A 23,688-nucleotide genomic window follows, 5' to 3' on the forward strand; every position below is an offset into this window, starting at 1 on the left:
CGGCCCCCACCGTCCGCGTCCCCTGGACGCCGGTGCGGCGCTCCGGTCAGCGCCAGTGCTCCGGTTCCCGCCCGTTCAGCGCGAACACCGTCCCGTCGGGCGCGGAGCCGTACACCTTCCCGCGCGTCGCCACCGGCGGCGGCAGCACCCCGGGGAAGCCCTGCCCGGCCTTGGCCAGCCTCGGTTTCGTCTGGCCGAGCAGGTCGCCGCCGAGCGCGTCCACCGCTATCAGCCGGCCGTCCGCCGCCGAGAAGTACACCCTGCGGTGGTCGGCCACCAGGGCCGACGCGTTGGCCACGGACGTCTCCGTCCGCCACAGCTGCAGTCCTCGTTCGGTGTCCACCGCGGTCAGCCCGCCGTCGTTCGACAGCACGTAGACGGAGTCCCGCCGCGCCACCGCGCTCGCCGCGATCACCGGTGCGCTCAGCAGCACCCGGCGCTCCCGGTGCGCCGACGGGTCGTAGCGGACGACGGCGGAGACGCGGTTGTCCGTGTCGGCGGCGGTCAGATAGAGCCCGCCGTCCCACCGGGCGCCGACGACGGACAGGTTGCCGTTCGCCGTCCACTGCCACAGCGTCTTGCCGGTGAGCGGGTCCACGGCGACGATCCGCGTGGACCGCCCGTCGTCCGACGGCGTGACGGCGTAGGCGGGACCGGTGCCGTAGGAGGAGAAGACCGGGGTGCGGATGCCCGGGATGCCGTGCCGCCACCGCTCCTTGTGCGTCCGCGCGTCGAGCGCGGTGACCGTGCCGTCCTCGGCGACCAGCAGGATGGTGTCCCCCGCGAAGGAGACCCGCCCCCCGTACCGCGACACGTCGCCGGCCCAGCGCTGGCGTCCCGAGGCGGCGTCGAGGGCGAGCAGCCGCCGGCCGTCGGCGGACTGGACGTGCACCAGGCCGCCGGCGACGACGGGGGCCGCCGGCGCCGCGTCCGCCCGCCGGCCCGTCTCGTCACGCCGCCACGCCACCGTGCCGTCGTAGCTGTCGATCCGGACGGCGAGCAGCCCGGGAGCGGAGCAGTACAGCGCGTCCTCGGAGTGGTCGCAGAAGGCAGGGCGGGCCTCGCCGGGCTTGCCGGGCGGCTTCCCCGGAAGCAGGATCTGCCACGGTTGCCAGACGGTGCTCGCGGCGGTGGCCCGGGTCTGCAGCGGCTCGTCCTCGGTGTCGGTCTCGCGGACGGCCCATCCGGCGCCGACGCCCAGCGCGACGGTCGCCACCGCCCCCACCGCGAACCACGTGACGCGCCGCCACCGGGACCGCCCGGCCGGCGGTTCCTCGTCCCCGCCGCGTGCCGCGCCCTGGGCCGGGAGCCGGGCGGGGTGGGTCACGGGAGTCTCCGACCGCGCGGGCCGGGCCTCCGCCCGGGGCGGGCGCAGGGCGCGGCGGGGCGGCCGGGGCGGCGGCTCGTACGGAACGTCCGGCAGCCGGGGCGCGGCCTCCGGCAACCAGGCGGGGACGAGCCGCCCGCCCGGCGGGGGCTCCGGCAGCCGGGACATGATGACGTCCGGCGTCGGCCGCAGCCCGGGCTCCTTCGCCAGGCAGTCCCTGAGCAGCGGAACGAGGTCCTCCGGCACCCCCGCCAGCTCCGGCTCGTCGTGCACCACCTGGTACGCGACGAGGTACGGGCTGTCGGACGCGAACGGCCCGCGCCCGGTCGACGCGTGGACGAGCACCGACGCGAGCGCGAACACGTCCGCCGCCGGGCCCACTTCGCGCGGCCGCTGGAACTGCTCGGGCGCCATGAACGGCGGGGTGCCGACCAGCTTCCCCGTCTCCGTCCGCAACTCGCTGTCGTACGGCCTGGAGATGCCGAAGTCGATCACCTTCGGCCCGTCCTCGGAAAGGAGGACGTTGCTGGGCTTCAGATCGCGGTGGACGACCCCGGCCCGGTGGATGTCGCGCAGCGCCTCCGCGAGCCCCGCCGCCAGCCGGCGCACCTCGTCCGGGGGCAGCGGACCGTTCCGCTTGATGTACGCGGCGAGGGTCGGCCCGGCGATGCACAACGTCGCCATCCACGGCCGGTCGCAGTCCGGGTCGGCGTCCACGACCGGTGCGGTGAACGCGCCGCTGACCCGGCGTGCCGCCGCCACCTCCTGCCGGAACCGCGCTCTGAACTCCGGGTCCGCCGCGTACTCGGCGTGCACGACCTTGACGGCGAGCCGCAGCCCCGAGGGCGAGTGCGCCAGGTGGACGACCCCCATGCCGCCCGTGCCGAGCCGGCCCTCCAGGCGGTACCGGCCCGCGTACTCCGGATCCTCCGCTTCCGGGCCGCTCCCGGTGTCGCGCAGCGGCGGCATTCCCCACCCCCGTGTCGTCTCGGCCGCATAGGCGGCTTGCGGAGCCTAATCGATGGGGCACCTGATGCCCGGGAGGACGTGCCCGACCTTGCTAGCCTGCGCATGTCATCGGCCCGTCAACAACAGTTCTTTGACGGTCATTTCGAAACAGGAGAGGGCGCACCATGGCCGGCGAAGAGATCGTCGAGGAGCAGGACCGAAGCGTGGCCGGGAACGGGACCCTCGTCGTCGAGGCGTCGCCCGCGTCATCCATACCGTCCGTTCAGGCAGCGGCGGACGCCGTCTTCTACTCGCTGGCCCCCGGGTACCAGGTGAACGTGCGCAGCGGCCCCAGCACCAGCAGCCGGCTGGTCAAGGTCCTCTCGCAGGACACCCGCGTCGCCATCCGCTGCCAGACGCGCGGCGAGACCGTTTCGGGGCCCTGCGGTACGACGAACATCTGGGACAACATCGCGCCGGGCCAGTATGTATCCGACGCCTATGTGAAAACCGGGAGCAGCGACTTCGTGACGGTGCGGTGCGGATGATGATCGATATTGATCGACACTGATCCCGGGCGACACCAGGTCAATAATCGGCGCATGAGCACGCAGAAGCGGACAACGCACTCCGCCGGCCCGCCGGAGCCCGAGCCCATCCGGTTCTTCGGAACGACCTGGGTCGAGCACGACGGCGGCTACGCCTGGCGCCGCGCGGGTGTCGCCGCCGGCGGCCTGGCCGCCGCCGTGGCGGGCGCCTTGGCCCTGCGCCTCGGGTATCAGGGCCTCGCCATCGCCAAGGTGGGCGGCCTGGTGAACGTGATCGTGGTGGTCGGGATGGCCGTCTGTACGGCCCTCGCCTTCCGGCGCACGTGGGAGGGGTTCGTCCGGGGCGGGGAGAGGCGGGGGAAAGAGGGGGCGGGGAGTCTACCCAGTCCCTGATGGTGATCGGCTTCATCGGCGTCTTCCTCGCGTGGTCCCTGCGGGCGTTCCAGGAGGCCCCCGGCGAGAAGCTGCACCGGCGGGAGTACGAGGAGCGGGCGCGGCGCGCGGGGGCGAAGCGGGCCGCGAGGGGCGGTGGGAAGCAGCGGTGAGGGGGTGGGCACGAGCACTGCCGAACCTCGTGTAGAGTTCTTCGAGTTGCCACGGCGTCCGCGAGGAAGCCGGGGCGGCACTTCACGCCAACTCGGCGGGATCCTCTACTGCACGGCCCTTGAACGGGATTGATTTCGGCATGCCGGAATTCGGTTCTGTTTGAGCCCCAGGCACCGATTAGGCGCCGCCGGGGAAATCCGGTAAAGTAGTGATCACGCCGGAAGGCGCGAAACAAACCCCGCTCCAGCAGGGGGCCGGAAACGGAATCCGAACCGGAAACGGAACGGAAAACGGATCTGGTAAGGTTGGAAACACCGAAGGGAAGCGCCCGGAGGAAAGCCTGAGAGAGTCTCTCGGGTGAGTACAAAGGAAGCGTCCGTTCCTTGAGAACTCAACAGCGTGCCAAAAGTCAACGCCAGACTATAAAACAACCCCGTCCACGGATCCTTGTGGTCCTGGATGAGGTTCCTTTGAAAAACACAGCGAGGACGCTGTGAACGACCGGGCCTATTCCGCCTGGTCGTTCCGCTCAACGCGAGTGTCACCCGATTACGGGTAAACATTCACGGAGAGTTTGATCCTGGCTCAGGACGAACGCTGGCGGCGTGCTTAACACATGCAAGTCGAACGATGAACCTCCTTCGGGAGGGGATTAGTGGCGAACGGGTGAGTAACACGTGGGCAATCTGCCCTGCACTCTGGGACAAGCCCTGGAAACGGGGTCTAATACCGGATACGACTACTGAGCGCATGCTCGGTGGTGGAAAGCTCCGGCGGTGCAGGATGAGCCCGCGGCCTATCAGCTTGTTGGTGGGGTGATGGCCTACCAAGGCGACGACGGGTAGCCGGCCTGAGAGGGCGACCGGCCACACTGGGACTGAGACACGGCCCAGACTCCTACGGGAGGCAGCAGTGGGGAATATTGCACAATGGGCGAAAGCCTGATGCAGCGACGCCGCGTGAGGGATGACGGCCTTCGGGTTGTAAACCTCTTTCAGCAGGGAAGAAGCGAAAGTGACGGTACCTGCAGAAGAAGCGCCGGCTAACTACGTGCCAGCAGCCGCGGTAATACGTAGGGCGCAAGCGTTGTCCGGAATTATTGGGCGTAAAGAGCTCGTAGGCGGCTTGTCGCGTCGGATGTGAAAGCCCGGGGCTTAACCCCGGGTCTGCATTCGATACGGGCAGGCTAGAGTTCGGTAGGGGAGATCGGAATTCCTGGTGTAGCGGTGAAATGCGCAGATATCAGGAGGAACACCGGTGGCGAAGGCGGATCTCTGGGCCGATACTGACGCTGAGGAGCGAAAGCGTGGGGAGCGAACAGGATTAGATACCCTGGTAGTCCACGCCGTAAACGTTGGGAACTAGGTGTGGGCGACATTCCACGTCGTCCGTGCCGCAGCTAACGCATTAAGTTCCCCGCCTGGGGAGTACGGCCGCAAGGCTAAAACTCAAAGGAATTGACGGGGGCCCGCACAAGCAGCGGAGCATGTGGCTTAATTCGACGCAACGCGAAGAACCTTACCAAGGCTTGACATACACCGGAAAGCGCTAGAGATAGTGCCCCCCTTGTGGTCGGTGTACAGGTGGTGCATGGCTGTCGTCAGCTCGTGTCGTGAGATGTTGGGTTAAGTCCCGCAACGAGCGCAACCCTTGTTCTGTGTTGCCAGCATGCCTTTCGGGGTGATGGGGACTCACAGGAGACTGCCGGGGTCAACTCGGAGGAAGGTGGGGACGACGTCAAGTCATCATGCCCCTTATGTCTTGGGCTGCACACGTGCTACAATGGCCGGTACAATGAGCTGCGATACCGTGAGGTGGAGCGAATCTCAAAAAGCCGGTCTCAGTTCGGATTGGGGTCTGCAACTCGACCCCATGAAGTTGGAGTTGCTAGTAATCGCAGATCAGCATTGCTGCGGTGAATACGTTCCCGGGCCTTGTACACACCGCCCGTCACGTCACGAAAGTCGGTAACACCCGAAGCCGGTGGCCCAACCCTTGTGGAGGGAGCCGTCGAAGGTGGGACTGGCGATTGGGACGAAGTCGTAACAAGGTAGCCGTACCGGAAGGTGCGGCTGGATCACCTCCTTTCTAAGGAGCACATAGCCGACTGCAGACAAACGTTCTGCACGGTTGCTCATGGGTGGAACGTTGACTATTCGGCACAGTTGCAAGGGACTTGTTAGTACTGCTTCGGCGTGGAACACAGGATCTGATGTGACTGGGTCGGGCACGCTGTTGGGTGTCTGAGGGTACGGGCTACGGTCTGTATCTTCGGTCCGGCCCCGGTGAAGCGCCAGCTTGTCTGGTGTGTGACGGGTGGCTGGTCGTTGTTTGAGAACTGCACAGTGGACGCGAGCATCTGTGGCCAAGTTTTTAAGGGCGCACGGTGGATGCCTTGGCACCAGGAACCGATGAAGGACGTGGGAGGCCGCGATAGGCCCCGGGGAGCTGTCAACCGAGCTGTGATCCGGGGGTGTCCGAATGGGGAAACCCGGCAGTCGTCATGGGCTGTCACCCGCTGCTGAACACATAGGCAGTGTGGAGGGAACGCGGGGAAGTGAAACATCTCAGTACCCGCAGGAAGAGAAAACAACCGTGATTCCGGGAGTAGTGGCGAGCGAAACCGGATGAGGCCAAACCTTCGACGTGTGATACCCGGCAGGGGTTGCGTCGTGGGGGTTGTGGGATCTCTCTTTCATAGTCTGCCGGCTGTGAGACGAGTCAGAAACCGTAGTGATAGGCGAAGGACATGCGAAAGGTCCGGCGTAGAGGGTAAGACCCCCGTAGCTGAAATCATTGCGGCTCGTTTGAGAGACACCCAAGTAGCACGGGGCCCGAGAAATCCCGTGTGAATCTGGCGGGACCACCCGCTAAGCCTAAATATTCCCTGGTGACCGATAGCGGATAGTACCGTGAGGGAATGGTGAAAAGTACCGCGGGAGCGGAGTGAAATAGTACCTGAAACCGTGTGCCTACAAGCCGTGGGAGCGTCGCACAAGGAGCTTGCTTCTTGTGTCGTGACTGCGTGCCTTTTGAAGAATGAGCCTGCGAGTTTGCGGTGTGTTGCGAGGTTAACCCGTGTGGGGAAGCCGTAGCGAAAGCGAGTCCGAATAGGGCGACCAGAGTAGCGCGCCCAAGACCCGAAGCGGAGTGATCTAGCCATGGGCAGGTTGAAGCGGAGGTAAGACTTCGTGGAGGACCGAACCCACCAGGGTTGAAAACCTGGGGGATGACCTGTGGTTAGGGGTGAAAGGCCAATCAAACTCCGTGATAGCTGGTTCTCCCCGAAATGCATTTAGGTGCAGCGTCGTGTGTTTCTTGCCGGAGGTAGAGCACTGGATAGGCGATGGGCCCTACCGGGTTACTGACCTTAGCCAAACTCCGAATGCCGGTAAGTGAGAGCGCGGCAGTGAGACTGTGGGGGATAAGCTCCATGGTCGAGAGGGAAACAGCCCAGAGCATCGACTAAGGCCCCTAAGCGTACGCTAAGTGGGAAAGGATGTGGAGTCGCAGAGACAACCAGGAGGTTGGCTTAGAAGCAGCCACCCTTGAAAGAGTGCGTAATAGCTCACTGGTCAAGTGATTCCGCGCCGACAATGTAGCGGGGCTCAAGCGTACCGCCGAAGTCGTGTCATTGCAGTACATACCCCCAACGGGGACTGTGATGGGTAGGGGAGCGTCGTGTGCCGGGTGAAGCAGCCGCGGAAGCGAGTTGTGGACGGTTCACGAGTGAGAATGCAGGCATGAGTAGCGATACACACGTGGGAAACGTGTGCGCCGATTGACTAAGGGTTCCTGGGTCAAGCTGATCTGCCCAGGGTAAGTCGGGACCTAAGGCGAGGCCGACAGGCGTAGTCGATGGACAACCGGTTGATATTCCGGTACCCGCTTTGAAACGCCCAATATCGAATCAGGCGATGCTAAGTCCGTGAAGCCGTTCCGGATCCTTCGGGTGATGGAAAGTGGTGGAGCCGACGACCCAGACTTGTAGTAGGTAAGCGATGGGGTGACGCAGGAAGGTAGTCCAGCCCGGGCGGTGGTTGTCCCGGGGTAAGGGTGTAGGCCGTGTGGTAGGCAAATCCGTCACACGTTAAGGCTGAGACCTGATGCCGAGCCGATTGTGGTGAAGTGGATGATCCTATGCTGTCGAGAAAAGCCTCTAGCGAGTTTCATGGCGGCCCGTACCCTAAACCGACTCAGGTGGTCAGGTAGAGAATACCGAGGCGTTCGGGTGAACTATGGTTAAGGAACTCGGCAAAATGCCCCCGTAACTTCGGGAGAAGGGGGGCCATGTCCGGTGATGGGATTTACTCCTTGAGCTGGGTGTGGCCGCAGAGACCAGCGAGAAGCGACTGTTTACTAAAAACACAGGTCCGTGCGAAGCCGTAAGGCGATGTATACGGACTGACGCCTGCCCGGTGCTGGAACGTTAAGGGGACCGGTTAGCTCCATTTCGGTGGGGCGAAGCTGAGAACTTAAGCGCCAGTAAACGGCGGTGGTAACTATAACCATCCTAAGGTAGCGAAATTCCTTGTCGGGTAAGTTCCGACCTGCACGAATGGCGTAACGACTTCTCGACTGTCTCAACCATAGGCCCGGTGAAATTGCACTACGAGTAAAGATGCTCGTTTCGCGCAGCAGGACGGAAAGACCCCGGGACCTTTACTATAGCTTGATATTGGTGTTCGGTTCGGCTTGTGTAGGATAGGTGGGAGACTGTGAAGCATGCACGCCAGTGTGTGTGGAGTCGTCGTTGAAATACCACTCTGGTCGTGCTGGATGTCTAACCTGGGTCCGTGATCCGGATCAGGGACAGTGTCTGGTGGGTAGTTTAACTGGGGCGGTTGCCTCCTAAAGGGTAACGGAGGCGCCCAAAGGTTCCCTCAGCCTGGTTGGCAATCAGGTGTTGAGTGTAAGTGCACAAGGGAGCTTGACTGTGAGACCGACGGGTCGAGCAGGGACGAAAGTCGGGACTAGTGATCCGGCGGTGGCTTGTGGAAGCGCCGTCGCTCAACGGATAAAAGGTACCCCGGGGATAACAGGCTGATCTTCCCCAAGAGTCCATATCGACGGGATGGTTTGGCACCTCGATGTCGGCTCGTCGCATCCTGGGGCTGGAGTCGGTCCCAAGGGTTGGGCTGTTCGCCCATTAAAGCGGTACGCGAGCTGGGTTTAGAACGTCGTGAGACAGTTCGGTCCCTATCCGCTGTGCGCGTAGGAGTCTTGAGAAGGGCTGTCCCTAGTACGAGAGGACCGGGACGGACGAACCTCTGGTGTGCCAGTTGTTCTGCCAAGGGCATGGCTGGTTGGCTACGTTCGGGAGGGATAACCGCTGAAAGCATCTAAGCGGGAAGCCTGCTTCGAGATGAGGACTCCCACCCACTTGATGGGGTAAGGCTCCCAGTAGACGACTGGGTTGATAGGCCAGGTGTGGAAGACCGGTAACGGTTGGAGCTGACTGGTACTAATAGGCCGAGGGCTTGTCCTCAGTTGCTCGCGTCCACTGTGTTGGTTCTGAAACCACGAACAACCAAAGTGCCGGTTGTTGAAATTGTTTCATAGTGTTTCGGTGGTCATAGCGTTAGGGAAACGCCCGGTTACATTCCGAACCCGGAAGCTAAGCCTTTCAGCGCCGATGGTACTGCATGGGGACCGTGTGGGAGAGTAGGACGCCGCCGAACTAAATTTGATGAAGAGCCCCTGGCTCGGATTGTGAAAACAACCCGAGCCAGGGGCTCTTCTGCGTTTACGGCCTTTCCCCGTTCAGGCCATCCGCGCCCATTCCTCCCGGCGCACCACTCCCACCAGCGGCTCGCCCCGTGCCAGTCGCCCCACTTCCTCCACCGCGAACGTGCCCAGCCGCCGGACCTCGTCCCCCTGACAGCCGGCGATATGCGGCGTGAGGAAGACGTTCGGGAGGGAGAACAACGGGTGGCCGGCGGGCAGGGGTTCGGGGTCCGTCACGTCGAGGAAGGCGTCCAGCCGGCCCGAGGCGCACTCCCGTACCAGCGCGTCCGTGTCGATGAGTGCGCCACGCGCGGTATTGACGACCGTGGCGCCGTCCGGCAGCAGGGCGAGGTGTTCGGCGTTCAGCAGCCGCCGCGTCTCCGGGAGTTCGGGGGCGTGAAGCGTGACGATCGAACTCGTCGCACACAGGGTGTGGATATCGGTGAGCTCGACGCCCAGCCGCTTCGCGTCCTCGGCGGAGACATAAGGGTCGTACAGCAGCACCCGGTAGCCCGCCTCCGAACCGCGCAGCCGGGACAGCACGCGCCGGCCGATCCGGGAGGCGCCCACGACCCCCACGGTCCGGCCGTCCGCCCCCTCCCGCGCCCCGAACGTCGGCCAGCGCCCCGCGCGGTAGCCCGCCGCGGCGCCGAGGGCCTTCTTCGCGGCCAAGGTGATCTGGGCGTAGGCGAATTCGGCGACCGGGCCGGCGTTGGTGTCGGCGGCCGAGGAGACGGTGAGACCCCGCTCCCACACGGCGGGGGTGACGATTCTCCTCACCGAACCCCCCGTGTGCACCAACGCCCGTAAGCCGGGTGCCGTCGCGAGGGTCGCCTCGTCCAGGACGAGGGAGGTGCCCCAGCCGGTGACGACGACGTCCGCCTCCGCCAGGGACCCCACGGGCGTCGCCCATCTCGTGAGCCGTGTCAGCAGCTCCGGAGGGAGTACGGCGGCTTCCTGCCGCTCGCCCATCGCCACCCATACGCACAGATCCGTCGCGATCGTCACCTTGCGCGCTCTGCCCTTCCCTCCTGTGGGGGAAACGTCCACCGGTGTCCCGTGGGGGAGAAGGGGGTGAGAACTCGCCACCGTCTTCGAGCGCGTCCACACCCCTCAGTCGCGGTGGCGGGTCGTGATGGCAGGCCGCGGTGGCCGGTCAGTGGTGGAGGGCCTCCCGCAGGGCACGTACCTGGTCGGCGAGGTTGCGTTCGCTGCTGCGGGCCTGGGGGAAGAGCAGGTCGAAGCCGTGGACGGCGCCGGGGACCTGGACGAGTTCGGTGGTGACGCCGGCGGCGGACAGGCGTGCGGCGTAGTCGCGGCCCTCGTCGCGGAGCGGGTCGACCTCCGCCACGGCGATGTAGGCGGGCGGCAGCCCGCTGAGGTCGGTGGCGCGGAGCGGGGAGGCGTACGGGGCGGAGTGGGTGCCCTCGGCGTAGTACTCCCAGGCCAGTTCCATCGCCCGCCGGTTGAGGACCGGGGTGTCGGTGAACTCCCGGGCCGAGGCGGTGGCCAGGCTGCCGTCCACGCCCGGGTAGGTCAGCGACTGGAAGAGCACGCGCGGGCCCGCCTGGTCGCGGGCGCGCAGCGCCGTGGAGGCGGCGATGTTCCCGCCGGCGCTGCCGCCGGCCACCGCGACGCGCGCGGGGTCGCCGCCGAGTTCGGCGGCGTTGGCGGCGATCCAGGTCAGGGCGGCGTAGGCGTCGTCGGCCGCGGCCGGGTAGGGGTGTTCGGGCGCGAGACGGTAGTCGACGGAGACGACGACGGCCCGGACGTCGCGTGCGTAGCGCAGGGAACGTCCCTCCTCGGCCTCGGGGGAACCGTAGGTGAAGGCACCGCCGTGCACGTAGAGGATGACCGGCAGGTCTTCGGGGGCGTCGGGCCGGTAGACGCGGAGCCGCAGACGGCCTCCGGGGCCGGGTATGTACAGATCACTCACCTTGACCTGGTCGTCGACGGGTGTGTCGGGGCGGGCGCGCAGGAGTGCGTAGCGCTGCGGGTCGGCGAGGACCGCGTCCAGGCCGTGGACGGGGAAGACGCCGGTGTCGGCGGTGTCGAGCAGGGATTGAATCTCGGGATCGACGGCGGGGACGGGCATGGCTGTTGGTCACCTTCCTGGTACGGACCGGGTGTTGGCCGGAGTCGGCGGACTGCGGAACCGGACTCAGTCTCTGCCGATCGCGAGCGGCACAGAAGTGGCCCGAGGGCCACCATCTGCAACTATTGGGCCATGACCGTTATGGCACCTCATCGTGTGGCCGTGCTCGCCCTCGCACCGGTGGTGGCCTTCGACCTGAGCATCCCGGCCCAGATGCTGGCCGGGGTCGAGACCCGTACGGGGCATGCGGCCTACGAGGTGCGCACCCTCACCCCGGACGGTTCGCAGGTGCCGACGGTGAACGGGTACGGCGTCACGCCGCAGGGCGACCTGTCCCTGCTGGAGGACGCCGACACGGTGATCGTGGCGGGGACCCGCTGCCCGGAGGTGGTCGAGGACGGGTCGGTGGAGCCCCGCGTCGCGGAGGCGTTGCGCGCGGCCCGGCAGCGCGCCCGGCTGGTGTCCCTGTGCACCGGTTCGTTCGTCCTCGCGGCGGCCGGCCTGCTGGACGGCGGCCGGGCCGCGACCCACTGGCGTTACGCGCGGCAGTTCAGGCGGCTCTTCCCCGCGGTCGACCTCGACACCGACCCGCTGTACATCGCCGACCGCGGGATCCTGACCTCGGCCGGCGGCGCGGCGGCCATCGACCTGTGCCTGCACCTGGTCCGGGAGGACCACGGCAGCTCCGTGGCCAACCGCGTGGCCCGCTACAACGTGGTCGCGCCCCTGCGGGACGGCGGGCAGGCGCAGTACGTCGAGCGCCCGGTCGGGGAGGACGCGGGTACCTCGACGGCCGGGGCGCGGGCGTTGATGACCGAGCACCTGGACCGGCGGCTGTCCCTCAAGGACCTCGCGGCGCATTGCCACATGAGCGTACGGACGTTCACCCGGCGGTTCCGGCAGGAGACCGGTCTCTCCCCCGCCGCATGGCTCACCTCGGCCCGTCTGGACCACGCGCGCCACCTGCTGGAGTCGACGGAGCTGCCCGTGGACGACATCGCGGCCAGGACCGGCCTGGGCAGCGGAACGAACCTCCGGCAGCACATGCGGGATGCCCCTGGACACCACCCCGTCCGCTTACCGCAGGGCGTTCCGTGCTTCCCCCGCGGCGCACTCGTCGTAGGGGAGCAGGGGCCGGCCGGCTCGGCGTCCCACGGTCGGTGGGCAGGCGCGCTCAGCCGGTCAGGGTGCGGCGGGGCCAGCGGGTGCGGGCCTGTTCTTCCGATCGCATCAACGCCAGGGTGGGCATGCCCAGTTCGGCGCCGTCCTCCAAGAGGTCCGGGAGGGCGGGGAGCGGGGCCACGGCGGCGACGTCGTCCAGGACCAGGGTGAGTGGTGGGTCGAGCCGACCGGAAGGTGACCGTTCGGCCACGCCCCGGCCGCGCTCGACCACGTTCGCGGTGAGTGCGGTCAGCAAGGGCATCGCACCCGGGCGGGTGCGGGGATCCTCAATCGCCTCACCCACCACGTAGAGCGTTCCCATCTCCGCGGCGAATGATTCCAGCGCGAGCACATCCGACCGATTTGGATTGCACGCGTCGCGAATGTGGACCGAAGACAGCGCATTGAGGGCGCGGGTCGTCAACTCCTGTGCCATGTCTCTTCGTTCCGGGTGCCCGGTCAGTGCGGACTCCAGTTCGCCCGCCGCGCCGGCCGCCGCCTTGGGGTTGGTGCGGAGGATCCGTACGGGCTCGTGGGCCGAGGTGCCCTGGGCCCAGCGGTGCACCTGCCGGAACGGGCGGCCGTCCACCGCCGCCGCGTGCAGCCAGCAGCCCAGCAGCGTCTCCGCCGTCTCCGCGGTCAGCGAGTCCAGGGCGCTCAACGGACGGACGGGCGCGAGGAGCGCGTTCGCGCGGGCCGCGGCCGTGGTGCGCGATTCGCAGTCGGCGGCCGGGTTCCAGCGGAGCCGGTCGGGGGTGTCGAGGAGGTGGCCCGGGTCGAAGACGCGGACCGGGCCGAGCTTCGCGCGGGAGTCCTTCGTCTCCGCCCACAGCCCGGGGTCGCTGGTGGTGACCAGCACCGGCCCGGCGGCCTCCAGGATCGCCCGGGCCGCCGCGGAGCGCCGGTCGGTGCCGTAGACGAGACGTCGGGGCGCGGCGGGCGGGCGGGGGAGGGGATGAGCGTGGGGTGGTCGGGCGGGGGTGCGGCCGATTCCGACGGGGGTGCGGTTGCTGGTGTCGTTGCCGGGGGCTGCTGTGCTGTCGTCGGGTGGGGGGCTGCCGCCTGCGGTTCCGCTGCGGGCAGCTCCGTGGGCACCGGTGCGGTTGCCGCCTCCGCGTGCCCCGGGCCGTCGCCCATCGCCGGTACCGCCGCGTCCCTCCGGAACCGTCGGACGCGGCGCCACCGGGCCAGCGAGCCCAGCGCGAACACCAGCAGCACCACGGCCACCAGCGCCTCGCTGATCACGATGCCCCAGAACAGCCCGTACCCCGACAGCTCGTCGGGCGGGGTGTCCGGCCAGGCGGCGGACAGGTCGCGCGGGTCGGACATCAGGTGCCGCAGGGCCAGGGGGGTGTGGGTGAGGGTGACGGCCTCGGGCCAGTCGCCGTGGGCGAAGAAGCCCGCCAGGCCCGTCGCCGACCACAGCAGCACCGTCGTGCCCAGCAGGAAGGCGAAGACGCCGACCAGCAGGCCGTCCGGCACCCCGCCGGTGCCCCGCTCGCCCGGAGGCCGCGAACCCTGCGCCACGGTCAGGCCACCGTCGACCGGGGCGTCGTGCCGTACACCTCGTCCGGGTCCGGATACCGTTCCCGCGCCGCGGCCGCGCGGTCCGCCGCCGTCCGTTCGGGGGCCGGGCCGCGGTCGACGACGCCGTCCTCGGTCATGGCGCGGTCGGTGTAGACGAGCGGGCGTTCGGCGTCCGTGATCAGGTGTTTGACGACCTGGACGTTGCCGTTGACGTCCCAGACGGCGATGCCGGGGGTGAGGGTCGGGATGATCTCGACGGCCCAGCGGGGGAGGCCGAGGACCCGGCCGGTGGCGCGGGCCTCGTCCGCCTTCTGGGCGTAGATCGTCCGGGTGGAGGCCATCTTGAGGATGGCGGCGGCCTCCTTGGCGGCCGCGCCGTCGACGACGTCGGAGAGGTGGTGCACCACGGCGACGAAGGACAGGCCGAGCCGGCGACCGAACTTCAGCAGCCGCTGGAACAGCTGGGCGACGAAGGGGGAGTTGATGATGTGCCACGCTTCCTCGACGAGGAAGATGCGCTTCTTGCGGTCGGGCCGGATCCAGGTGTGTTCGAGCCAGACGCCGACGATCGCCATGAGGATGGGCATGGCGATGGAGTTGCGGTCGATGTGGGAGAGGTCGAAGACGATCAGTGGGGCGTCGAGGTCGATGCCGGCGGTCGTCGGTCCGTCGAACATGCCGCGGAGGTCGCCGTCGACCAGGCGGTCGAGGACGAGCGCGACGTCCAGGCCCCAGGCGCGTACGTCGTCTATGTCGACGTTCATCGACTCCGCCGACTCGGCCTCCGGATGGCGGAGTTGTTCGACGATGTCCGTCAGCACCGGTTGCCGGTCGGTCACCGATTCATTGACGTAGGCGTGGGCGACCTTGAGCGCGAAGCCCGAGCGTTCGTCGAGGCCGCGGCCCATGGCGACCTCGATGATCGTGCGCAGCAGGGCGAGCTGGCCGGTGGTGGTGATGGACGGGTCGAGCGGGTTGAGCCGGATGCCGCCGTCGAGGGCGGCCATGGGGTCGAGCCGGATCGGGGTTATGCCGAGCTGCTGGGCGATGAGGTTCCACTCGCCGACGCCGTCCTCGCCCTGCGCGTCGAGGACGACGACCTGCCGGTCGCGGAAGCGGAGCTGCCGCAGGACGTAGGTCTTCTCCAGCGCCGACTTGCCGTTGCCGGACTCGCCGAGGACCAGCCAGTGCGGCGCGGGCAGTTGCTGGCCGTACAGCTGGAACGGGTCGTAGATGTAGCCCTTGCCGGAGTACACCTCGCGCCCGATGATCACGCCGGAGTCGCCCAGGCCGGGCGCCGCGGTGGGCAGGTAGACGGCCTGCGCCTGCCCGGTGGAGGTGCGGACGGGCAGGCGGGTCGTCTCCACCTTCCCGAAGAGGAAGCTGGTGAAGGCGTTGGTGATGGCGGAGAGCGGATCGAGCACGGCGGTCGCCCCTAGGTCTAGCGTCGTCTGCGGCGTCTGGCGTTCATGGGCCGGTCGTGCCGGTCGTGCCGGTCGTTCCCGTGGTGCTGGTCCTGCCGGTTCTCCCGGGCCCGCCGGTCATCGCCGGATGCCGGTCGCGAACGGCAGCGTGTTGACGAAGGCCCTGTGGTGCTCGCGGTCGCACCACTCCAGCTTGAGGTAGCTCTTGCCGGCCGACGCTCTTATGGTCCGCTTGTCGCGGGCCAGTTCCTCGGGGGATCGGGATGAGACGGTGATGTAGCCGACGAGGTTGACGCCCGCGGCGCCGCTGGCCAGGTCCTCGCCGCGCTGGTCGACGCGGGAGTGGTGGGCGACGTCGCGCGGGTCGACGACGCGGTTCATCTTGGCGGCGCGGGAGGCGTCGGCGTCGTCGTTGGTCTTCTCGGTCAGCATCCGCTCGATGGCGACGTCCGTGGGCTCCAGGTCCATGCAGACGGCGACCGTGCGGATGACGTCCGGGGTGTGGACGAGCAGCGGGGCGAGGAAGTTGACGCCCACCGGGGTCATCGGCCACTCCTTGATCCACGCGGTGGCGTGGCACCACGGCTCGCGCGTCGACGACTCGCGGGTCTTCGCCTGGAGGTACGTCGGCTGCAGGGCGTCCAGTTCGGCGGGCCAGGCGTTGCGCTGGGTCATGGCCTGGATGTGGTCGATGGGGTGGTCGGGGTCGTACATGGAGTGCACGAGGGACGACAGCCGGCTCTGGCCGAGCGGCTGCCGGACGCGGATGTCGGCCTCGGCGAGCCGGGCGCAGATGTCCGTCAGTTCGCGGGCCATGACGACGGCGAGGCCGCCGTCCCGGTCCAGCTTCCGCTTGCCGCCCCCCTGCCGGGAGGCGCGGGCGATGGCCTGCGCCTCGGCGGAGAGGTCGCGGGTGTAGTGCATGCAGGCGACGAGGTAGGCGCGGTGCTGCTCGGAGGAGGTGGAGACCATCGACTGGAGCTGTTCGTAGGACTCCTTGAGCCACTCCGGCGTCCTGTCGTCGCCGCGCCGCTCGACGTCCTTCGCGTGCGCGTCCGGGTCGGCGGGCAGGGTGCGGGCCAGCATCTGGAGGCGGGTGACGTAGCCGTCCCCGTTGGCGACGTGCTTGAGCAGCGTGCCGAACCGCTCGACCAGGGCCTCCTGGTCCTCCGAGTCGCGCAGGCCGACGCCGGGGCCCTCGATCTCGATCGCGGCGGTGACGGTACGGCGGTCGGCGTGCAGCAGGACGGCGATCTCGTCCGGACCGAAGGGGGCGGACAGCCAGTTGATCCGGCCGATACCGGGCGGCGGGCCGACCTCCACCTCGCGCCCGTCGAGCCGGGTGCCGGCCTCGACGGCGGCGGAACGGTAGGTGACGCCGCGGCGCAGGGAGCGCTTGTAGCTGCGGTTGATCTCGAACCACTTGTAGAACGTGCGCTGCTTGTAGGGCACGTAGACGGCGGCGAGCGCGAGCGCGGGGAAGCCGGTGAGCGTGAGGATCCGCAGCGGCAGGATGGGGACCAGCAGGCCGCACATCATGCCGAGGAAGGCCCCCGCGATGATCAGTCCGATCTCACCGGTCTCCCGGTTCTTGCCGACGACCGCGTTGGGGCGGGCCCGGCCGATCAGATACGTACGGCGGGCCGCGACCGGCGGGGACTGCGCCTCGATCGTCAACTCCGCTCACCTCCAGAGGTATTGCCGTTGTTCTGTGCCCGCGGTTTCGGGGCGGCTCCGCCCGGGGCGCCGCCGCCGGGTGCGCCGCCGCCCGTGCCCGGGGGCCGGCGGGCGCTGTGCGCGGCGACGCCGCCGGAGAGGGGGTTGGCGGGACGGGCGGCCTGGGTGCCGCCCCCGCCCCCGCCTCCACCGCCGCGGGCGCTGTGAGTGGTGATGCCCTGCTTGACCAGGGAGGCGGGAGAGGAGATCACGGCCGCCGCCTGGCGGGACGCGGCGTCCCTGCTGGCGTTGCGGCTGCTGATGATCTCGTCGCCGAAGCCGGGGACGAAGCGGTAGATCATCGCGCTGGAGAAGATGGCGAGGATGATGATCGCCAGGCCGGAGACGACGGCGGACAGCTCCTTCGGGCCCTGCCCGGAGGAGAGCGCTCCGGCGAGCGCCAGCACGATCACGATGATCGGCTTCACCAGGATCACCGCGATCATGATGCCCGCCCAGCGGCGGACGTGCCCCCACATGTTCTTGTCGACGAGCCCCGAGTAGACCGCCGTGCCGAGCAGCGCGCCCGCGTACAGCAGCGCCGCCCTGATCACCAGCTCCAGCCAGAGCACGCCGGCGGCGAGGACGGAGACGAGGGAGACGACGATCAGCATGATCGGTCCGCCGCCTATGCCGTTGCCTTGCTTGAGCGCTTGCGAGAACGCGCTGAAGAACTGGTCGTTCTTCGCGCCGGTGCCCGAGGCGATGGCCTCCGTCACGGCGTCCGTGGCCTGGACGACGGTGTAGAGGATCAACGGGGTGAAGGCGGAGGCCAGCACCGTCAGCCACAGGAAGCCGACCGCTTCCGTCACCGCTTCCGTGAACGGGACGCCACGCACGGCGCGCTTGGCGACGGCCAGGAGCCAGAGGACGAGCGTCAGGATCGTCGACGCGGCGAAGACGACGGCGTACTGGCGGAGGAAGGTGCTGTTCGTGAAGTCCACGTTGCTCGTGTTCTTCACGGCTTCCGAAAGCTTCTCGACCGTCCACTGGGCCGCTTCGGCGCAGCCTTTGGCCAGGGCGGCGGCGGGGTCCAGGGCGGTGGAGGTGTCGGGGGGGCTTTTCGGGGTCTTGTCGGAGGGGGATTGGCAGTATTGGCGGGCGGGGCCGATCAGCAAATCGCAAGGGTTGTTGCCCTGGCTTGCCGACGAACTCGGCCCTGGAGAGGGCATCCCGCTTCCGCTCGGCGTGGGCGTCGGGGTCGGCGCCTTCGTACCGTTCGGTGTCGGGGTGGGGGTGGGCGCCGCGATCACCCGAGACGCGAGGACGACGACGGTAGCTTGCAGTCCCACGAGAGCTGAAGTGAGCGTAAGTGCACGGCGTGGCTTACCGGGCATAGGTGAAGCCTCCGTACTCCTTGACCGCCTTGGTGATGTCCTCGGCGCTGGCTGCGGGCACGTCCTGAGGGACTGGGGCCGGACCGTCCCGCTGGCTGTCGTCTTCGACCTTCCAGTCACCATCGGTCCACTTCAGCGTGAACGTCCAGGTCTTCCAGGTCGTACGCACGGGGTCCGTGGACCCGGCACCTGCCATGCCGATCAAACCCGAGTACCAGACCGATACCTTGGCAGTGTCCTCGGAATACGACTCGACCTTGGTGCCGACCGGCACGGTGCGGGAGATGAAGGTCTTGCCTTGCGGCGGGTTACCGGAGGAATCGAGGCCGAGCCGCTTGAGGAAGTCGGGCGAGTAGGCGTCGTCTTGCGGCTGCTTGAGTTTCGCGGCCGCGGCAGGAGTGTAGATCGTCTCCACGATGGCGTGGCGTCTGTCGGTCTTGAACATGCCATCTCCGCCCATCAGCACCGCGAAATTCGCCGCCGCCGACTGGGCCCCCTGCTCGTCGTGCGCGAACCCCGACGGAATCCCCCCGTTCTTCCCCTCCACCGGCTTCACCCCCGAAGGCGCCGTCGCGCTGCTCCCGCCCTTCGCTGAGCTCCCGTTGCCGCTGTCCGACGACGACTTGTCGCCGCCGCGGTTGGCGAAGGCGATGGCGGCGACGAGGAGGACGACCACCGCGACGATGGTGATGAGGTTCCGGCTGGGGCGTACCGGGCGGCGTTGGGGGGCGTAGGGGTCCACCTCGCCCTCGGGGAGCCGGGTGCGGGTCAGATGGTGGTCGTCGGCGTCGTACCCGCCGTAACCCCCGCCGTCGCCGCCGGAGCCCTGACCGCTTCGGTAGCCGTCGTCACCGAGACTCATCGCGTGCCTGCTCCCTCATGCGTCGTCGCGGGCCTGCCGCCATGAGACGACGGTAGCGGTGCGGGCGGTTTCCGGGGGGAGGGCGTGAGGGAGTGAGGGGGCATCAGGAAGCAGCCTTGTGTGGGGGGACCCGCGGGGTGTGCGGGTTCGCGCGGGGTGGAGACGCCGTACGGGCGCGCCGGTGCGGGGGCGCGCCGGGTGTCCGCCGGCCGGGGCGGCCGGGCCCGGCGGACGCCGGATCACACGGCCATGCCGTAGACGATCGTGAACAGCGTGCCGAGCGAGCCGATGATGAACACACCGGTCAGTCCCGCGACGATGAGGCCCTTGCCCTGTTCCGCGCTGAAGGTGTCGCGGAGCGCCGTCGCGCCGATGCGCTGCTTCGCCGCGCCCCAGATCGCGATGGCGAGGCAGAGCAGGATCGATACGGCCATGATGACCTCGATCATCACCCGGGCCTCGCGGCCCAGGCTGCCGAAAGGCCCCCAGTTTGGGGCGATTCCGCCGATAATGGTGTTGATGTCGCCTTTTCCGGCTGCCAAGAACATTCGTAACTCACCGCCCCTAGAGGGTAGTTGCGCCGCCTCTGCCGCATGGCAAAGGTCGGTACCTATCTTCGCTGACGATGCCGCACTTGTATGTCGACTTGGCGGCATTTTTTGATGGAACCCGCATATGCCCGCGGCATCTCCGGTCGGTGCGGCCGCCCTGTGGTCATCCGGCCCGCCGGCCGTTGTCAGTGGGTAGCTCTATGGTGACTCTGTGTATCACGCATGCCCACGGCGGGCAATGGGCGTGGGGGCAGGGGGTGTACGGATGTTCGGGGAACCGTTGGTGTGGTCGGTAGGCTGTGGGGGCCGCTCTCGCACGCGCCGCAGGGGGCGGTCGCGGGGCTGGTTCATCGCGTTCATCGCACTCATCGCATGGTTCGTGGGGTGCGTCGAGTTCAAGGGTGGTAGGGGTGCTGGTTGCCGAACGCTACCGGCTGGGGAGTTGCTCGGCCGGGGCGGTATGGGCGAAGTCTGGCGCGGCCAGGACGAGGTGCTGGGCCGTCAGGTCGCGGTCAAGCTGCTCCTTGGCGACGACGGAGACGACTCCGCCGCCCAGCGCTTCCGGCTGGAGGCGCAGACGGCGGCCCGGCTGAATCACCCTCAAGTGGTGTCGGTCTACGACTTCGGTTCCTGGGACGGCCGCTTCTATCTGGTGATGGAGCTGGTGAACGGCCCCAGCCTGGCCCAGCAGCTGGCCGCCCGCGGCCCGCTCTCGCCCGCCGGGGTCGCCGACGTCGCTGCGCAGGCCGCGGCGGGGCTGGCGGCCGCCCACCAGCAGGGGGTCGTCCACCGGGACGTGAAGCCGGGCAACCTCATGCTGGACCGCAGCGGCACGGTGAAGATCGGCGACTTTGGCATCGCCCGCTTCGTCGACGAGACGTCGGCGGGGCTGACCAGGGCCGGCCAGATCGTCGGTACGAGCACCTACCTCGCTCCCGAGCGTGCGCTGGGGCGCGTGGCGGGGCCGGCGTCGGACGTCTACGCGCTGGGGTGCGTTCTCTACCACTTGTTGGTCGGGCAGCCCCCGTTCTGGGCCGAGAGCCCCACCGCGCTCCTGTACCTCCATGTCGACACCCCGCCGGCGCCGCCGCGGGAGCACCGGCCCGAGGTCTCGCAGGCCCTCGACGGCTACCTGCTGCGCATGCTCGCCAAGGAACCGGAGGAGCGGCCCTCGGCGCGGGAAGTGGCCGACTGGTTCGCGAGCGGCGCCTGGCGGAGCGACCGGCAGCCGATGGGCCAGGCGCAGCCGCCGATGTCCGCCGGGAGGCCCGTGGGCGCGATGTCCTCGCCGCTTCCGGCGCCGCCCTCCCCGCCGTACACACCGCCGGCGGCACCGTCCTCCCCGCCGTACGTGCCTCCGGCGGGGCCGCTCGCGGGGCCTCCGCCGGGCATGTCCGGGGCCGGCCACGATCCGATGCTCCACCAGGAGAGCGTGACGACGTACGCCCTCCCCGGTTCTCCGGCGACGCGCTCGACCCCCGCCCTGTCCGGGCACCGCCGGGCCGACGCCGGCCGGGCCGGGACGGGGCAGGGGACGCGCGGGGGCAAGGGGCTGCGCAGCCCGAAGGCCGTGGCCGGTGCGGTGGCGGGAGTGGTGGCCTTCGCCGTGGCGGCGGTCATCGGGGCGTCCCTGTTCGCCTCCGACGGCGGCGACGACAACGGGGTCCGCCCGGGCGGCGGGCAGACCGGGGAGATGAGCGAGGGGCTGCCGCAGGACGGCGGTGCCGCGGACAAGACCCGGCATGTGGCACCCGCCGCCACGCCTTCGCGGGCGTCGCGGGGCGACGGGAGCGAGCGGAAGAAGGGGAAGAAGGACCACGGCCCGGCCCGGCACGACCGGCACGGCAGTGGCGCGGACGACGGCGACGAGAGAGACGGCGGGGACAGCGGAGACGACGACTGACGGTGACGACGGTGGGGACAGCGGGGACGGCGACTGACGGCGGGTGCCGCCCGTGCGCTCAGACGTCCTCGACGAAGTGGTCGAACTCGCCGGCCCGCACGCCGAGGACGAACGCCTCCCACTTGGGTTCCGTGGTGATGACGACCTTCTCCGGTGTGAGGTTCTCGCGGAGGTAGACCTGTCCCTCGCCGTCGAACGCCACCTCAAGGTAGGTGGTGTCCGTCGGGTCGTCGGTGGCCGGGATCCAGTCCAGGCCGTCCGGTACGCGCTGTGGCACGACGTCCCCTCTCGCTCCTGCTGTGACGCTGACGTCCGCCCACGATAGAGGAGTTGGGGGTGGGGCGGTCTACCGGAAGCCGGCCGGTTCGCGGTCTCCGGTGGGAGCGGGGCAGCTCTGCGCCCGGCCCCTGAGCCGGCGGAGCATGCGGGCGTCCTGGAAGCCGACGGCGCGGGCGGCCGATTCCACCGTCGAGCCCTGGGCGATGAGGTGCTCGGCGTGCTCAAGGCGCAGCTCCTGCTGGTAGCGCAGGGGCGTCAGGCCGGTGGCGTGAGTGAAGTGACGGGTGAGGGAGCGTTCGCTGAGACCGACGGACGAGGCCAGGTCGGAGAGGCGGAGGACGGAGGTGTAGCGGGAGTCGATGAGGTCCTGCGCGTGGTGGACGGCGTCGCTGAGGTGCGCGCGGTGCCGCAGCATCGCACTGTGCTGCTGGTCGTCGCCGTTCCGCCGGGCGAAGACGACCATCTCCCGGGCGACGCGCGCCGCGGTCGCCGCGCCGTGCCGGAGGGCGACGAGGTGGAGGGCGAGGTCGATGCCGCTGGCGATCCCCGCGGAGGTGATCAACCGCCCGTCGGTCACGTACAGCACGTCCCGCACCACGTGTGCCTTCGGGTAGCGCCGGGCCAGGGCGTCCTGGACGTCGTGGTGGGTGGTGCAGCGCCGGCCGTCCAGGAGACCGGCCCGGCCCAGGGCGTCCGCGCCCGCGCAGATGCTGGCCACGGTCCCGCCGGCGTCGTGGTGTTCGACGAGCCGGTCGAGCAGCGCACGGGGGATGTCCACGTGTTCCCGGAGACCCTTGGTGCGCCAGCCGGGGACCACGACCAAGTCGTCGGGCGTCAGCGCCGGCCACTCGGTGCCGGCGCGCAAGGTGATGCCCTGGGCCGTGGGGACGTCTTCCCGCTCGCTCACGTACGTGATCCCGTAGGGGTGCCCGAGGTCGTCGGCCGTCGAGAAGACCTGGGCGGGGCCCGCGAGGTCCAGCAGGTGGAGCCGCGGCACGAGCAGGAAGACGACGCGGGTCACGATCCGGTCAGCTCCTCGGTCAGCTCGTCGACGGTGGCGATTCGCGCGAACCGGCCCGCCAGGACGTACTCGGTACGGGCCACGATCGCGTCGGTCCGCAGCGTACGCGGGTCCGCGAGGATCTCCTCCAGCGTGCGGCCCTCCGGGGCGTCCGGGTGCTCGATCGGGTGCGTGGCCGTCGCGTCCGTCACGAACGTCACGTCGTACCCGAGGTCCGACGCCACCCGGGCCGTCGTCTCGCAGCACTGCTCCGTGCGGATACCGGTGATCAGGACCTCGCGGACGCCCTGCTGGGTGAGGTACTGCTGGAGGTTGGTGGTGGTGAAGGCGTTGTGCGACGACTTGACGAGCACGGGCTCGCCCTCTGCCGGCTCCAACCCCTCGATTGGCCGGTTGAAGCCGCGCTCGGGGTCGAAGACGGTGCCGGTGCCCGGCTCGGAGTGCAGGATCCAGACGACCCCTTCGCCCTTGGCCCGCTGGGCCGCGAGCAGGCGGTTGATCTTCTCGACGACGTCGGGGTTGTGGGTGGCGGCCCAGTTGGCCCGCTGCCGGAAGGACTCCTGGACGTCGATCACGATGAGTGCGCTGTTCATGGCTTCATCCTGCGGCGCGGGGCGTGCCGCCTGAAGGCTTGATCGGGCCCGGGTCCGGAACGATCCGGTCACGCGGTGCCGGTGCACGGCGGATGGCCGCGGGCGCGGCGCCTCAGCGCACCG

The 23,688-nt window shown here is 68.7% G+C and carries 16 protein-coding genes, 3 rRNA genes and 1 pseudogene; 8 read left to right on the forward strand and 12 right to left on the reverse strand.

What is annotated here, in order from left to right; translation table 11 throughout:
- Positions 1 to 46: 46 nt before the first annotated feature.
- On the reverse strand, positions 47 to 2,296 hold the full coding sequence (locus tag ACQEVS_RS19040) for a serine/threonine-protein kinase (protein ID WP_433021927.1): 2,250 nt from the start codon (positions 2,294 to 2,296) through the stop codon (positions 47 to 49).
- A 164-nt stretch (positions 2,297 to 2,460) separates the two neighbouring features.
- Here ACQEVS_RS19040 and ACQEVS_RS19045 point away from each other — a divergent pair, with 164 nt between their 5' ends.
- The 6 genes from ACQEVS_RS19045 (at position 2,461) to rrf (ending at position 9,050) form a co-directional block, all read left to right on the forward strand.
- Positions 2,461 to 2,823, forward strand: coding sequence for an SH3 domain-containing protein (locus ACQEVS_RS19045; RefSeq protein ID WP_433021929.1), 363 nt, complete (start codon positions 2,461 to 2,463; stop codon positions 2,821 to 2,823).
- 54 nt (positions 2,824 to 2,877) lie between these two features.
- A complete protein-coding gene (locus tag ACQEVS_RS19050; RefSeq protein WP_433021931.1) occupies positions 2,878 to 3,216 on the forward strand; it encodes a hypothetical protein in 339 nt (112 codons plus the stop codon).
- Positions 3,216 to 3,368, forward strand: coding sequence for a hypothetical protein (locus tag ACQEVS_RS19055; RefSeq protein WP_433021933.1), 153 nt, complete (start codon positions 3,216 to 3,218; stop codon positions 3,366 to 3,368). Before ACQEVS_RS19050 ends, ACQEVS_RS19055 begins: the two co-directional genes overlap by 1 nt.
- A gap of 563 nt (positions 3,369 to 3,931) precedes the next feature.
- Positions 3,932 to 5,457 (forward strand): 16S ribosomal RNA (locus tag ACQEVS_RS19060).
- A 275-nt stretch (positions 5,458 to 5,732) separates the two neighbouring features.
- Positions 5,733 to 8,857 (forward strand): 23S ribosomal RNA (locus ACQEVS_RS19065).
- A 77-nt stretch (positions 8,858 to 8,934) separates the two neighbouring features.
- Positions 8,935 to 9,050: ribosomal RNA gene (gene rrf, locus ACQEVS_RS19070) — 5S ribosomal RNA — on the forward strand.
- Together the 16S, 23S and 5S rRNA genes form the textbook arrangement of a ribosomal RNA operon.
- 82 nt (positions 9,051 to 9,132) lie before the next feature.
- Here rrf and ACQEVS_RS19075 read toward each other — a convergent pair.
- Together ACQEVS_RS19075 and ACQEVS_RS19080 are read right to left on the reverse strand one after the other, a co-directional pair.
- Complete coding sequence (locus ACQEVS_RS19075) at positions 9,133 to 10,104, reverse strand: hydroxyacid dehydrogenase (protein WP_433021935.1); 972 nt, start codon at positions 10,102 to 10,104, stop codon at positions 9,133 to 9,135.
- A gap of 148 nt (positions 10,105 to 10,252) precedes the next feature.
- The gene (locus ACQEVS_RS19080; RefSeq protein ID WP_433021937.1) at positions 10,253 to 11,191 is read right to left on the reverse strand and encodes an alpha/beta hydrolase; all 939 of its coding nucleotides are present in this window, start codon (positions 11,189 to 11,191) and stop codon (positions 10,253 to 10,255) included.
- A 132-nt stretch (positions 11,192 to 11,323) separates the two neighbouring features.
- Between ACQEVS_RS19080 and ACQEVS_RS19085 the strand changes: the two are divergent.
- Positions 11,324 to 12,314: pseudogene (locus ACQEVS_RS19085) on the forward strand (GlxA family transcriptional regulator).
- A 51-nt stretch (positions 12,315 to 12,365) separates the two neighbouring features.
- Here the strand turns inward: ACQEVS_RS19085 and ACQEVS_RS19090 are convergent.
- From ACQEVS_RS19090 to ACQEVS_RS19115, 6 genes are all read right to left on the reverse strand, one after another.
- A complete protein-coding gene (locus ACQEVS_RS19090; protein WP_433028181.1) occupies positions 12,366 to 13,535 on the reverse strand; it encodes a type VI secretion protein in 1,170 nt (389 codons plus the stop codon).
- 346 nt (positions 13,536 to 13,881) lie between these two features.
- Entirely contained in the window at positions 13,882 to 15,303 is a 1,422-nt protein-coding gene (locus tag ACQEVS_RS19095) for an ATP-binding protein (RefSeq protein ID WP_433021939.1), read from the reverse strand.
- Positions 15,304 to 15,420: 117 nt separating this feature from the next.
- Positions 15,421 to 16,974: an SCO6880 family protein gene (locus ACQEVS_RS19100; protein ID WP_433027686.1), complete on the reverse strand. Its 1,554-nt coding sequence runs from the start codon at positions 16,972 to 16,974 to the stop codon at positions 15,421 to 15,423.
- Between the two features lie 2 nt (positions 16,975 to 16,976).
- A complete protein-coding gene (locus tag ACQEVS_RS19105; protein ID WP_433021941.1) occupies positions 16,977 to 18,356 on the reverse strand; it encodes a hypothetical protein in 1,380 nt (459 codons plus the stop codon).
- Positions 18,346 to 19,218, reverse strand: a complete 873-nt coding sequence (locus ACQEVS_RS19110; RefSeq protein ID WP_433021943.1) for a hypothetical protein — start codon at positions 19,216 to 19,218, stop codon at positions 18,346 to 18,348. Before ACQEVS_RS19110 ends, ACQEVS_RS19105 begins: the two co-directional genes overlap by 11 nt.
- Before the next feature lie 239 nt (positions 19,219 to 19,457).
- Positions 19,458 to 19,766: a hypothetical protein gene (locus ACQEVS_RS19115; protein ID WP_004955155.1), complete on the reverse strand. Its 309-nt coding sequence runs from the start codon at positions 19,764 to 19,766 to the stop codon at positions 19,458 to 19,460.
- Between the two features lie 463 nt (positions 19,767 to 20,229).
- Between ACQEVS_RS19115 and ACQEVS_RS19120 the strand changes: the two genes are divergently transcribed.
- Complete coding sequence (locus tag ACQEVS_RS19120) at positions 20,230 to 21,672, forward strand: serine/threonine-protein kinase (RefSeq protein WP_433021945.1); 1,443 nt, start codon at positions 20,230 to 20,232, stop codon at positions 21,670 to 21,672.
- Between the two features lie 58 nt (positions 21,673 to 21,730).
- Here the strand turns inward: ACQEVS_RS19120 and ACQEVS_RS19125 are convergent, their stop codons facing one another.
- From ACQEVS_RS19125 to ACQEVS_RS19135, 3 genes are all read right to left on the reverse strand, one after another.
- Positions 21,731 to 21,949: a DUF397 domain-containing protein gene (locus ACQEVS_RS19125; protein WP_433021947.1), complete on the reverse strand. Its 219-nt coding sequence runs from the start codon at positions 21,947 to 21,949 to the stop codon at positions 21,731 to 21,733.
- A gap of 69 nt (positions 21,950 to 22,018) precedes the next feature.
- On the reverse strand, positions 22,019 to 22,972 hold the full coding sequence (locus ACQEVS_RS19130) for a GlxA family transcriptional regulator (RefSeq protein ID WP_433021949.1): 954 nt from the start codon (positions 22,970 to 22,972) through the stop codon (positions 22,019 to 22,021).
- Complete coding sequence (locus ACQEVS_RS19135) at positions 22,969 to 23,565, reverse strand: cysteine hydrolase family protein (protein ID WP_433021951.1); 597 nt, start codon at positions 23,563 to 23,565, stop codon at positions 22,969 to 22,971. Before ACQEVS_RS19135 ends, ACQEVS_RS19130 begins: the two co-directional genes overlap by 4 nt.
- Positions 23,566 to 23,688 lie beyond the last annotated feature (123 nt).

Source organism: Streptomyces sp. CA-181903 (genome assembly GCF_050937075.1).
Classification (GTDB): domain Bacteria; phylum Actinomycetota; class Actinomycetes; order Streptomycetales; family Streptomycetaceae; genus Streptomyces.